We start from the raw sequence: 12,706 nt of genomic DNA, 5'->3' as shown, positions 1-12,706 counted from the left end.
CTCGGAGGGACGTCTTCCCCTCGTCGATGCCAGGTACCTTCACGCTGCTCGCCTTCCGGTAGCGCGTGCAACTCTTCTTCTTCCTGTTGGCCCGCGTGGGCTTCACACACGTGCCACGCGCCACACCTCCGGCGGCAGCACGTTCGATGGTGAACCGCATGGTCGCCGGAACCGTTAATGTTCGGCCTGCCTGGTCGGGGCGTTTGGTGACGTTCGTGCAGTCGGATGGGGCTCGTGCAGTTGGTTGAGGTCCGTCGCCGCCTAAGCGTCAACCAACTGCACGAGCCCCATCCAACGCGACAACCCGCCCCCGAGACCTTGCCGCTGAGCGTACCCACGCCCCCTCGCGACGCACTCCCCCAGCCCAGGAGTACCGGCGGTCAGCGCGACCCAGTACCCAGTAAGAAGCACCCCGGCCGGCGCCGACTTCCTTCCGGCCTCGTTGGCGACTACGGGACCACCACCGTCGCGGTGCTCCCCGGCGGCCCGAACACCGCCAGGTAGGCCCCTGCCGGAGCCTGTTTCACCGCGGTGTCCGCGCCTCCGTAGTCGACCATCGACAGGCTGTCGTCGAACAGTTTCCAGTCGCTCTGACCCGAGATCGTCAGCCCAGCGGCAGTGGGCACCCGGTACCACTGGACATAACCGCTCGAGTCGATGTTGACCGTGTTGCTGCCCGGACTCAGGCTGGGCACGGTCGCCGCGGGCCGCAGGACGCTGCTGCTGAACGACAGGTACTCCTCCCCGCCCTTCATGGAGAAGTCGAAGTCGTACAAGTCGCGGCCGAACCCCAGGGGGATCTCGAGGAACATCGTGCCCAGGGCGTCGCCAGTGGTGGCGTCGAAGGGCACGGACTCAACCAGCGCGCCGCTGGCCAGGAGGTACCCGGACAGACCGGGGATGGACGCGATCTCCACGGCGGGAGTGCCGGACAGTGTCCAGGTCAGCGACTTCGGACTCTCGTTGGCCAGCAGCCACTTCGCGCCCAATCGCGCCTGCCAGGCCGGCGACAGCGCGCCCCCCGAGCGGATCTTCTGCCCCCTGGCGATGTGCGAGTAGTAAGTGCCCACTCCCCCGATGCTGCGCTGCACCACATAGGTGTGGCCCCACGCCCTGACCGACCGGATCGAGGTCCCGGGACTCTTCGTGGACCAGAACGCCCCGTCGTTGCGCAACTCGAAACGGCCAGGGTTGTCGACCCACTCGCCGTCAACGAGTGTCGCTGCCTTGAGCGACCGCTGCTTGACCTTCGTCAGCCGCAGCGTCGAGTTCTGTGCCAGGAACGTGCCCGTCAGTCTGCTGGTCTTCTTCTTGGCCATCTTCGACGTCACCTTGCCCTTGCCAGGCGTGCCGCCGACCTGCTCGGGCATCTTCTTGATCGCGCCGGTCTCGACCAGCGCGTTCAGCAGCACCGTCTGCGCGACGGTTTCGGCAGCGATCGAACTGAAACTCCGGCCAGCGCCCAGAACGACGACCCCCAGCCCGTGGTCGGGAACGATCGCGAACGAGGCGTGGTAGTCGACGGTGTCGCCACCCTTGGTCCAGCCCAGCACACCGGCGGATCTCAAGGCCGGGTCCTCGACGGTGTCCCAGCCCAGCCCGTAACGCAGGAAGCTGGGAGGCCCGACGCGCAGTGTGGTGGCGGTTTCGTCGGCAGCCATTTGCTGGATGGCCGAACTCGAAAGGATCCGTTTGCCGCCGACCACGCCATCGTTCATGAAGACTCTGGCGAGCTGAGCCATGTCTTTGGACGTGGAGACGAGGCCACCGAGGCGAACAGGTTGGTGATCTCGATGGGCTGCGCCTTGCCTCCTTGAATGATCGGGGCGACGTTTCCCGGCGCCGGCACCGACGTCTGGTACCGGGAGTGACCCATGCCCAGCGGCTTCAAGATATTGGCGGTCACGTAGTCCTGGAACGGCACCCCCGACACCCGTTCGACGACCTCCCCGGCCAACGTGAAGCAGTCGTTGCAGTAGACGTTCATCGCACCCGGGGTGGTCTTCAGGTGCGAGTTCGCCAACCCCCCGAGGGCCCGATCAACGTAGGAGGGGATCGGCTCGTTGCTCCAGGCGTCGGCGTAGTCGGTGCCGGGGACACCGGCGGAATGGTTCAGCAGCATCCGCACGGTGATCTGCCTGTACTGCGGCGACTTCATTGAGAAGTCCGGGATGTAGCGCGTCACCGGAGCGTCCAGTGAGACCTTGCCGGCGTCCACCAACTGCATCACAGCCATCGTGGTGACCACCTTGCTCACCGACCCGACCCCGAACTGCGTGGTCGGCGAGGGCTTCTTGCCGGCCGGGTTGATGCGACCGAAGGTCTGGCTCCACACGACCTTGCCGTCCGACACCAAAGCCACCGACGCCGACGTCGACTTGGTCTGCTTAAGGGCGGACCGGACGGCCTTGCGACCCTCCCTGATCGTGGTGTCGAAAGACGGGGGCTGCTTCTTCGCCGGTTGAACGGCGTTGACGGCTGGTGCGCCTCCGAGCACCATCGCCGCGGCCATCGTGGCTGTCAGAACCCTGCCGATGCGCATGCCGATCCCGCTTCCTGCACGCGGGGCCGCGGTGCAATGACCAGACAGTAGATGGTCCAGGACCGGGCTGTCGAACCATGCGCCCGCCTCGACCTTTCGATGAGGACTCCAATGCGGGCGGCCGGCAGAGCGACTACCCGCCGAGTTGGTCCAGTTCCGCCTGCAGATCGGCGGTCAGCAGACCGAGGTCGGGGGTCACCGCGGGGTCTGCGGTCACCGTGACGGCGAAGGTACCCGCGTAGGAGAGTGCGGCGAACGTGACAGTGACGTTGCCTCCGCCGCCGACCGCCAGCGGCAGCATCCTCGTGATCGGTGCACCCGCCAACGTGACCCGCAGGGCCGGGCCGCGCAGGTTCGTCAGCACTGTGTGCAGATAGCGCTGGCGCCGCATGTACCACCCGTAGATTCCGACGGCCACCATCGCCCGGACAGCCGGCGCAGCCACGAACAGGGCCGCCGGTTGCATCACGGCGGCCTTGCGCTCCCGCATGATCGCCGCGACGTTGGCGAGCCGCTCGCGTGGCATGCCTCCCCCGGGGACGCGCGCTCGGGCCTCCGTGAAGGCATTGCCCACATCGTCTGCGGTCGTCCCGCGACGCACGGCCACCGGCACTGCGAGCACAAATGGCGGGGGGTCCTCCCCGCGCCGCTCCAGGCATGCGTGCAGTGCACCAACGACGGCGCTCACGAGGGCGTCGTTGACCGTGGCGCCAGTCTGGTGCGCGGTGGCGCGGATCGCTGCGAGATCACCGCTTGCCACGGTCACCCGGCGACGTCGTCCCGTGGTCGTCAAGAGCGAGCAGGGCGTAGCCCGGCCGACCCGGTACTCCGCGCGTCCTCCCGCGCACCACGAGGCGTGCGGCGCAGCAGTCCAGGGAGCCGGTACAAGGCCCGCACGCGGGTGGTCCAGGCCTCCGCGGCCAGTTCTCCGTGCGACGGCCCGGCAACGGGGAAGGACCGGTCGGGCGATGGCGCAGATCCGTCCAGCAGTGCCCCCAAGACAGCCAGCCCGCCCACCCCGTCGGCCAGTGCGTGCTGGGCGACGACCACCAGCGCGACCCGACCACCAGTCAGTCCGGTGATGAAGCGGGCCGTCCAAAGAGGGCGGTCCAAGGGCAGCGGGTTCAGCAGCAACTCCTCGGCCGCGGCGAGCATGGCGGTCTCATCGCCCGGAGGCGGACAGTCCACTACATCGATGTGCCGGTCGACGGCGAAGTCGGCGTCATCGACCCAGATCGGCCGGCCGCAGCCAGGCGGCACCTTTTGGATGCACTGCCGCAGCCGGGGGACGGCGGGGATGCGGGAGGCCACCAGTCGCACGGCAGCCGCCGCGTCGAAGGGGCCGTCCGGCTCTATCACCAGGACCACGCCAAACTGCTCCGGCACGGTCGCTCCTTGCAGAGCCAGGAACATCAGGTCGGCTGGACCTGCGCGCTCGATCGGATGCCCTGTGCGACCCGTGCCCACACGTCAACCGTACGCGTCCGACCCCTTCGTGACGGATGATCGAGTGCTCGGTACCGGCCCACACACGCCCGCGTGCCGACCACCGGATTGTCCACATCCGGTGGGTTTCGGCGGCCCCGAAGATGTCGTACCTGTGTTCTAACGTTGGGCCATGGATGTTCACAGGCGTGGGAGTTGCTGCACACCGCGGGTGCGGACCCGCTGGATGTGGCGCGCGCCGCGGAGGCGGTGAAAGCGTTCAGTGACGCCCGCCAGCTCGGTGCCATCCACCAGATCAGCCAGGAGAACCCGGCCACCACAGACCCGACCGGGAACCTGTGCGACCCGGCCCCGGCCGAGATCGCCTGTGCACTGGCCTGGACCCCGGCCGCGGCCAGCCGGCGTGTGGACCTGGCCCACGAGATGCAAGAGGACCTGCCAGGGGACCTCGACGCGCTGCGCACCGGGCGCCTGGACCTGGGCAAGGCCCAGGAGATCACCGCCGGCACCCTCGGGCTGACCCCGGCCACCCGGGTTGGTCTGGCCCGGGCCGCCTGCGACTACGCCACGAGCCACACCCGCGGGCAACTACGGGCGTGGCTGGCCACACAGATCACCCGGCTGGACCCCGAAGCCGCCACCGCCCGGCGCAAGAAGGCCCGCACCCGGCGGCGGGTCTGGGTGCAGACCGAAACCGACGGCATGGCCACCCTCGGCGCCTACCTCACCGCCGAAGAAGCACAGGCCTGCTACGACAGCCTGCGGATCGCCGCGGCCAACCAGGACGGACCCGTCGACACCGCCCGCGCCGACGAACTGGTCGCCCGGATCAGCGGCATCCAGGCCCACCAACCCGTCCCGGTGCAGGTCCTGATCACCCCCACCGGCCCGGAACTGGTCGGCTACGGGCCCATCAGCCACACCCACGCCCAGCACCTGTGCGACACCGCACCGCGCATCCACCTGGACCCGCCCCGCCCCACCATCGGCTACCGCCCGGGCCCGCAACTCACCCGATACGTCAAAGCCCGCGACCGGCACTGCCGCTTCCCCGGCTGCCGGCGACCCGCCGTCCACTGCGACCTCGACCACATCACCGCCTGGCCCACCGGATCCACCGTCGAGGTCAACCTGCAGTGCCTCTGCAGATACCACCACCGGATCAAGACCCACACCGACTGGACGGTCCGAACCACCCACACCGGCGACCTCACCTGGACCAGCCCCCGCGGCCACACCTACACCAGCACCCTCGACGACCCATAGGCCAGAACCCGGCGGTGTGGGCCGTCCCGATCCTGACGGCCCACACCCGGCGATCAAGCACGTGAATCCGGTACCTTCCCAGCGTGTTCCCGAACGATCACGACCGGGCCCAGGCTTCGACGGCGCGCATCGACGCACTCATCGGGCGGATGGACGTGCTCAAGGCGGAACTGGTCGCGGACGACGATCGATGCCGCATTTTTCACGCCACCTACAACCGCATCACCCACGCCGTCCGCGCGGAGATCGCCAGCGATGGGTTCATCGACAACGACTGGGTCCAGTCTTGGGACGTGGCCTTCGCGGGGTTCTACCTGGACGCCCTGGACACCTGGCGCGGGAAGGGGGATCCGTCGCGACCCTGGCAAGTCGCCTTCGAAGCCTCCCTCACCAGGCTCGCCCCCCTGCGTCACGTGTTGCTGGGCATGAACGCCCACATCAATTACGACCTTCCGCAGGCGCTGGTGGCGGTGATCCCGGACGCGGACTTCCGCGACGAGCAGGTCATGGCCCGCCGCCACGCCGACCACCAGCGCATCGACGCCGTGCTATCCGCCCAGGTGGCGGCCGAGGACGAGTTGCTGCGTCCGGAGGAGATGCCCGGGGACCGCACGTGGGTCGACACCGCGCTGAAACCATTGAACCGGCTCGGCACCAAGCGTTTCCTGCGCGAGGCACGCGCCAAGGTATGGCGCAACACACACGTCCTGGCTGCGGCACGACAGGAGGGCGACACCGCGTACATGCGCGCGCTGGGTGCCCTGGAAATGGTGTCCGCGGAGAAGGTCACGCAGTTGTTGGAGCCCGGGCATGTGCTGCTCAAACTCGCCCGTCACGGATTCGGTGTGGTGCTGCCATCATGACCGCAACGAATCGGCAGACGATCCCGCTGATGCGCTTCGCCCTGATCCTGGGGACGATCCTCACCTTCGCCTCCGGCATGCAGTTGTATGTGCTGACGGACCACACCGAGGAGTTCTTCGCGTGGACCATCGCGGCCGGCTCCAGCGCAACCATCATGGGTGCCTTCTCTGACCGCGAGCGTGTTGTCCTTCCTCAGCTGGCGGCGCCGGACCTGGGTCATGGCACGGGTCGGGGTTCCGGGCGTGACCCTGTTCCTCTGGCTGACGCTGCTCACCACCGTCATCCATCTCGACAAGTTCCACTTCTCGGGACCCGGGACGGCTCGCTTCGCAGCGTGGGCATGGCTGGTGATCTACATCGTCGACCCGATTCTGGTGACGGTCGCACTGGTCATCCAGACGCGTTCGCCCGGGGAGGATCCGCCGCGCTCACGGGACCTGGTCAGGGGGTACCGCGGTCTGCTTGTGGCCTCCTCAGCGGTATTCCTCACTCTGGGCCTGGCCATGGTTGTGGTCCCGGGCGTCGTCATGGACGTCGCTGCGTGGCCGCTGACACCGCTCACCAGCAGAGCCATCGGCTCCTGGGTCGTGGCGATGGGGGCGGCATTCGCGACCATGGCGTGGGAGGACGACGCCGAACGCATCCGTCCGGCTGTCATCGCGAGCCTGGTCCTGGCGGCCTTGCTCCTGGTGGGCATGGCCCGCTACCAGAGCCAGTTCGCATGGACACCTGCGGCATGGGTCTACGCGGCCCTCATCGCCGACGTCACCGTCATCGGTATCCTCGGGCTCTTGCGTCGCCGGGCCGAGCGTGCTCCCGGGGAATAGGCGCCCAACACACGCACTGCGCCCCAGCAATCGGTCGGATGTTTCGGGGGTCGAAGGTGGTTGCGGTCTTCCGTGCGTTCATGGCGGCATTGACTCGACCCACCCGCGCCGGCCAGGGCACCATCGTGTTCACGTGAGGTACGGACGAAACCCCCAGCGCCGAAACTCGAACAAGATCAACACGCTGACACTCGGCTGCGGTGAAAGATCCAGGGCTAGGGTGACGTCGTGAAGAAGCAGTTGCTCACCATGCCTGGGCTGTCGGTGACCCGGGACGCCCACGGTGTTCCCCATATCGACGCCGACTCGGAGACGAACCTCTACCGGGGGCTGGGGTGGGCGCACGGCACCGACCGCGCCCTGCAACTGCTGCTCACCCGGATGGCGGGGCGTGGCAGGCTCGCCGAGCGGCTGCCGGGCGAACAACTGCTCGCCGCGGACAAGACCTTCCGCCGGCTGGGCTTCCACCTGGGCGCCGAGGAGCAGGTTGCGGCGTTGCCGCCCGACGTCTACACCTTGTTGGCGGCCTATTGCGAAGGGGTGAACCGGGCGCTACGAGGAAAGGCGCCGTGGGAGTTGCGGCTGTTCGGCGTCAAGCACCCGGAGCCGTGGACGCCCGCCGACAGCGTGGTCCTCGCCCGGCTGGTCGGCTTCGTCGGTCTGGCCCAGAGCCAGGGCGAGATGGAGCGGCTGCTGGTGCAGATGGTGAAGGCCGGGGTGCCCGGTGATCTGTTGGCGGAGATGTTCCCGAGGGGCCTCGACGGCCTGGACGCCGAACTCGTCTCGCGGCTCGACCTCGGCGAGCCGTTGGTCCCTCCGGAGGTGCGCTGGACGCCGTACGTACCGCGCCCGATCGCCTCGAACAACTGGGTCGTGGGCCCGGACCGGACCCGCAGCGGGCGTGCCGTGCTGTCCGGGGACCCGCACCTCGAGCTCAGGCTCCCCGCGATCTGGAGCGAGATCGTCGGCACCTGGCCGGGGCACTGGGTGATCGCCGCGACCATGCCGGGACTGCCGGCCTTCCTGGTGGGCCGGACCGACGCGCTGGCCTGGACGCCGACCTACGCGTTCATGGACGCCACCGACTCGTGGGTGGAGGAATGCCGCGACGGCCGGGTGCGCCGGGACGTGGGGGGCGAGACGACGTGGGTGCCGGTCGCGACCCGGGTGGAAGAGATCGCCGTACGGCGCGGTGAGCCGGTGCGGCTGGTCGTCCACGAGACCGACCGGGGCCTTCTCGACGGCGACCCGGCTGTCGACGGCCTACGCCTGGCCACCCGCTGGTCCGGTGCTGACGGCGGCGCCGCGTCGATGACCGCGATGGTGCAGGTGCTCCGCGCTCAGGACGTCGACGCGGGCATGGCGGCATTGGGCAAGCTGGAGATGGCATTCAACTGGGTGCTGGCCGACCAGGTCGGCTCTATCGGGTACCAGATGTCCGGCCGGATGCCGCTGCGGGACCTGCCCGACTCCGGTCTGGCCCCACGGCCGGCTTGGGATCCCGAGACCGCCTGGCAGGGCTACGCCCGGGTTGAAGACCTGCCGCGCGCGAAGGATGTGGAGACCGGGTTCATCGTGACCGCGAACGACGACCTGAACCACCTGGGTCGGCGGGCTCCGATCAACCTGCCGATGAGCGACTCGCGTGCCGCGCGGATCACCGAAACCCTGCATGACAACGATTCCTGGACCGTCGAGGACACCCAGCGGCTGCAGCTCGACCTCGTCGCGGCCCACCCCCGCCCCTACCTCGAGGTACTGCTGCCGTTGCTGGGTGAGAGTGAGAACGAGAGAACTCTGCGCGAGTGGGACTGCTCGTACACGGTGGACTCGATCGGCGCTACCCTCTTCGAGCGCTGGCACCGCGGCCTGGTGGAGGAGGTGTTCGGCGGTGTGCTCGGGGCTGACGTCATCGGCTACCTGTTCACCGAGACCGGGATCCTCGCCGACTTCGAGGGCAACTTCGACAACGTGCTGCTGCGCGAGGACTCGGCCTGGTTCGGCGGACGATCACGGGCCGACGTCTACGCCCAAGTGGCCAGAAGAACGCTTCCGGGTCCGGTCCGACCCTGGGGCGAGCTCCGGCCGACGACCGCGCGTCACCTGCTGTTCGGTGGCACTCCCCTGGCCCGGCTCGGGTTCGATCGCGGCCCGTTCCCCCTCGCCGGGGGCCGCGGCACGGTCCAGCAGGGCCAGGTCTTCCGGTCGGCCGGGGCGGACACTTCGTTCATGCCGACCCTGAGGTTCGTCACCGACTTCGCCGAGGAGTCGGCGCACACAGTCTTGGCCGGAGGTCCGTCGGACCGGGTGCGCTCCCGGTGGTATGCCAGCGACTTCGACCACTGGCGGGCCGGTCACCTGAAGACGCTGCGACCCTGACGAATGCGGCCAGGGTCAGCCGGCCAGGGTGCCGGCGAAGACCTGCCAGGCCAACAGGGACTTGGCCACCAGGCTCAAGGTGATGTAGGTCCGTTCCCCGGCGAGGTAGTCGGCCCAACGCCCGACCTGTTTGTACTGCAGGTACTGGTTGAGGGCGAACACGTTGAAGAAGAGGAACAACGACACGATGATCCCGTACACGAACCCGGGCGGCTCGGCCGAGGAGGTGGACCGGGGGCGATGACGAAGAACGCGATGATCAGCCACGGCACGATACCGGCCATGGATCCGAAGATGAACGGCAGGAAACCGCCGCCGGGGTGCTCGTAGACCTCCTGCAGCCAGCCGAAGAAGATCATGGCCGCGTTCACGGCGAAGATCGCTGCGAGTGCCGCGACGTCGGTCAAGCCGGTGATCTGGGCGATCAGCACGATCATCATCGACGACGTCAGCGCGTACTCGACCCACCGTGCCCGGTTCCGCTGCAGGGCCAGATCCGCGGCATATCCCCGGAACCAGACGGTGGCAACGATCAGCAGCGCCACTCCGGACAGGGCCAGGAACCCGGCCGCGGCCCAGCCCGATCGGGGTGTTCAGCAACGTGACGGGGTCACCGGGCATCGTGCCGGGCGGCCCCTCGAGGTAGGAGGCGGTGACAGGCAGGGTGAAGTCGTTGGAGAGCGCGACCACAGCCACCGCCTGCGCGACCAGGATCAGCCCCACGATGATGTTGTACTGGCGCAGACGGGCCAGGCGGCCCGGCTCGACCGGCACGGCGTCCTGCGCGGGAATGCCGGCGGGTGAGGGGTTCATGGCCTCTACGCTAGCTTCTGGCCACCGCCGCGCAACGTGGCGAATCAGTACACACAACTGCATGCCGTGGGAGTGGCGTGCGGTGAGCGATGCGGGTTCCTGAAGCGGGCGTGCAACGCCGACACGGATCACCGGGCCGGTCCGTCCAACATGGCCATGACCACCTGGATTCTTCACCGCTCCCCAGGGGGCCTCAAGGGGCCGTCGAGCGTGCGCAGACCTGCGTCGTCCGTCCGGGCGTCAGGCCTCCTCGCCCATGTTCACCGTCAGCGGCCGCCGCAGGAAGCGCGTGATCCACAGCAGGACCACGATGCCGATGGCGAACCAGATCGCTCCGTACCGGGTCGACTCGGCCGACAGGTAGACCCAGAGCAGGACGGTGAGGGCCACACCGATGCCCGGCAGCACGAGGTTCCGGAAGATGTCCCGTGCTCCGTGAACCTCGCGCTCGCGGAAGGCGAAGTGGGCGATCACCGTCAGGTTGACGAATGTGAATGCGATAAGGGCCCCGAAGTTGATCAGCGAGGCGACGAAGTCCAGGTTGAAGGAAATCGCGAGCAGCGAGACCAACCCGACGAAGACGATGGCATAGGCAGGCGTGCGGAAGGTCGGATGCACGTATCCGAAGAAGCGGGAGGCCGGGCCGCGTCCGTTGCGGCCCATCACATAGAGCAACCGGGACACTGAGGAGTGCGACGCCAGGCTCGAGGCCATCGTCGCCGCGAATGCCGCCGCGGTCAGCAGGATCTTGAACAACTGACCGCCGACGTTGTAGGCGATCTCCGGCAGGGCGCTGTTCTCCAGGGATTCCTCGCTGAAGTTCGAGACGTCCGGGAACATCGACTGCGTGAACCATGCGGCGGCGAAGAAGATCCCGCCGCCGATCAGCAGCGCGAGGAGGATGGCCCTGGGCACCAGGGACGGCTCCTTGGCCTCCTCGGTGTACATGGTGATCGCGTCGAAACCGATGAAGGAGAAAGCCACGATCGTCGCGCCGGTGATGACCAGTCCCAGGTCGACACCCTCGTGCCACGCGGGGTCCACCGAGAAGATGGTGCCGTTGCCGGTCCCGTTCATCAGGGCCTTGATCGACAGCAGGAAGAAGACTCCGATCAGGACCACACAGAACGTGACCAGCACCATGTTCACCCGCGAGGTGTTGGTCATGCTGACCAGGCACATGGTGGTGATCACCGCGACGTAGACAACCACCCATATCCACGCCGGCGCCTCAGGGAAGAACGAGTACATGTAACTGCGGATGATGAGGGCGTTGACCAAAGGCAGCAACAAGTAGTCGAGTAGGGCCGCCCAACCGATCAAGAAGCCCAGGTTCGGGCTCATCGTCCGCGAGGTGTAGGTATAGGCCGAGCCGGCGGAAGGGAAGACGCGGGTCATCCGTCCATAGCTGATCGCGGTGAACAGCATCACCACGAGGGCCAGGATGTAGGACGTGGGGACCACCCCACCGGTCTCCTCCGAGACGATGCCGAAGGTGTCGAAGACCACGGTCGGAGTCATGTAGCCGAGTCCGAGACCGACGATCGCCCACAGCCCCAGCGTCCTCACCAGGTGGGAGGACTGACCCGTTTCGGAGGTGGTGTTCGTCGTTCCCTCGGCGGCCATATGTGACTCCCTGCGAAATCGCTGACTCTTACCCGCCTCAACATAGGGCCTCGGAGGGCTAGATTACGGACTTATGAGGTACATCGTCGGGTACGGACCCCAGCAGCGCGGTTTAGACGCCATTAACCTGGCGTCCACTTTGGCCAGGTCATCAGGGGCGAGCCTCGATCTAGTCGCCGTGTTGCCGGACGACACGCCCACCTTCCACATGTACTCCCCGGATCACGCCTACAACACCGAGTTGCGCAAGCAGGGCGGCGAATGGCTGGCCGACGGTCTGAGCAAGGTGCCGGCCGATGTGGCGGCCGAGGGGCATCTGGTGAACGCGGAGTCGATCAGCGAGGGCCTCATGGAGAAGGCCGAGGAACCCGGGAGGGGCGGCGAGGCCGGCATGATCGTGGTCGGCACGTCGCATCACTTCCGCCTCGGCAGCATCGCCGACGCGCTTCTGCATTCCGCGTCGGTGCCGGTCGCTCTCACTCCTGCGGACTACCCGGCCCAGCCGGCCATCACCCGGATCACCTGTGCCACAGGGGTCCGGGAGGGCCACGAGGTCCTCGTGAAATTCGCCATTCGCGCCGCGGCCGAGTGGAAGGTCCCACTGCGACTGATGTCGTTGGTGGCGGTCGGCGAGGATGGGTCCGAAGATCGGCGCCAGGAATGGACGGAACTCGCAGAGCTCCACGTCTCGACCATCGCGCAGAAGGCTGCCGAGGAACTCCCGGCGGAGTGCCCGGTCACGACGGTGGTGGGCCAGGGCAGCACACTGGTGGAGGCCGTCAACGCTCTCGAGTTTTCCGACAGCGAGATCGTGATGGTCGGATCCAGCCGATTGGCGCAACCAAGACGACTCTTCCTCGGGCGCACGGCGACCAAACTCATGCGGGTGCTGCCGGTTCCCATGGTCGTGGTGCCGCGCGATTACGCCCCGGAGGACTGAGGG

The 12,706-nt window shown here is 67.7% G+C and carries 9 protein-coding genes and 2 pseudogenes; 5 read left to right on the top strand and 6 right to left on the bottom strand.

Annotation, left to right across the window (positions count from 1 at the left end):
• Positions 1-449: 449 nt before the first annotated feature.
• The 4 genes and pseudogenes from IPG68_05990 to IPG68_05975 all read right to left on the bottom strand — a co-directional run bounded on the left by IPG68_05990 (position 450) and on the right by IPG68_05975 (position 3,928).
• A pseudogene (locus tag IPG68_05990) lies at positions 450-1,832 on the bottom strand (serine hydrolase).
• Positions 1,715-2,542, bottom strand: a complete 828-nt coding sequence (locus tag IPG68_05985; protein MBK6762841.1) for a beta-lactamase family protein — start codon at positions 2,540-2,542, stop codon at positions 1,715-1,717. The pseudogene IPG68_05990 and the gene IPG68_05985 overlap by 118 nt, the downstream one beginning before the upstream one ends.
• A 133-nt stretch (positions 2,543-2,675) precedes the next feature.
• Entirely contained in the window at positions 2,676-3,308 is a 633-nt protein-coding gene (locus IPG68_05980) for a DUF1298 domain-containing protein (GenBank protein MBK6762840.1), read from the bottom strand.
• Between the two features lie 23 nt (positions 3,309-3,331).
• Positions 3,332-3,928: a hypothetical protein gene (locus tag IPG68_05975; protein ID MBK6762839.1), complete on the bottom strand. Its 597-nt coding sequence runs from the start codon at positions 3,926-3,928 to the stop codon at positions 3,332-3,334.
• A 255-nt stretch (positions 3,929-4,183) separates the two neighbouring features.
• On the opposite strand from IPG68_05975, the gene IPG68_05970 reads away from it, so the two are divergent.
• The 4 genes from IPG68_05970 (at position 4,184) to IPG68_05955 (ending at position 9,324) form a co-directional block, all read left to right on the top strand.
• On the top strand, positions 4,184-5,254 hold the full coding sequence (locus tag IPG68_05970) for a DUF222 domain-containing protein (protein MBK6762838.1): 1,071 nt from the start codon (positions 4,184-4,186) through the stop codon (positions 5,252-5,254).
• An 83-nt stretch (positions 5,255-5,337) separates the two neighbouring features.
• On the top strand, positions 5,338-6,117 hold the full coding sequence (locus tag IPG68_05965; protein MBK6762837.1) for a hypothetical protein: 780 nt from the start codon (positions 5,338-5,340) through the stop codon (positions 6,115-6,117).
• Positions 6,118-6,360: 243 nt separating this feature from the next.
• A complete protein-coding gene (locus IPG68_05960) occupies positions 6,361-6,945 on the top strand; it encodes a hypothetical protein (protein MBK6762836.1) in 585 nt (194 codons plus the stop codon).
• A gap of 228 nt (positions 6,946-7,173) precedes the next feature.
• Positions 7,174-9,324, top strand: coding sequence for a penicillin acylase family protein (locus IPG68_05955; GenBank protein MBK6762835.1), 2,151 nt, complete (start codon positions 7,174-7,176; stop codon positions 9,322-9,324).
• A 15-nt stretch (positions 9,325-9,339) separates the two neighbouring features.
• Here the strand turns inward: IPG68_05955 and heR are convergent.
• Together heR and IPG68_05945 are read right to left on the bottom strand one after the other, a co-directional pair.
• Positions 9,340-10,137 (bottom strand): annotated as a pseudogene (gene heR, locus IPG68_05950) (heliorhodopsin HeR).
• A 240-nt stretch (positions 10,138-10,377) separates the two neighbouring features.
• A complete protein-coding gene (locus tag IPG68_05945) occupies positions 10,378-11,763 on the bottom strand; it encodes an APC family permease (GenBank protein MBK6762834.1) in 1,386 nt (461 codons plus the stop codon).
• Between the two features lie 73 nt (positions 11,764-11,836).
• Here IPG68_05945 and IPG68_05940 point away from each other — a divergent pair, with 73 nt between their 5' ends.
• The gene (locus tag IPG68_05940) at positions 11,837-12,703 is read left to right on the top strand and encodes a universal stress protein (protein ID MBK6762833.1); all 867 of its coding nucleotides are present in this window, start codon (positions 11,837-11,839) and stop codon (positions 12,701-12,703) included.
• The last annotated feature ends 3 nt before the right edge of the window (positions 12,704-12,706 follow it).

Source organism: Micrococcales bacterium (assembly GCA_016703125.1).
Taxonomy (GTDB): Bacteria; Actinomycetota; Actinomycetes; order S36-B12; family UBA10799; genus JADKAV01.
Note: the sequence above shows the minus strand (reverse complement) of the source record. Positions and strands in the feature narration are given on the sequence as shown.

Coding starts and splice junctions, on each gene's coding strand:
- IPG68_05985 (MBK6762841.1), bottom strand. CDS start 2,542: ATGCGCATCGGCAGGGTTCTGACAGCCACGATGGCCGCGGCGATGGTG.
- IPG68_05945 (MBK6762834.1), bottom strand. CDS start 11,763: ATGGCCGCCGAGGGAACGACGAACACCACCTCCGAAACGGGTCAGTCC.
- IPG68_05940 (MBK6762833.1), top strand. CDS start 11,837: ATGAGGTACATCGTCGGGTACGGACCCCAGCAGCGCGGTTTAGACGCC.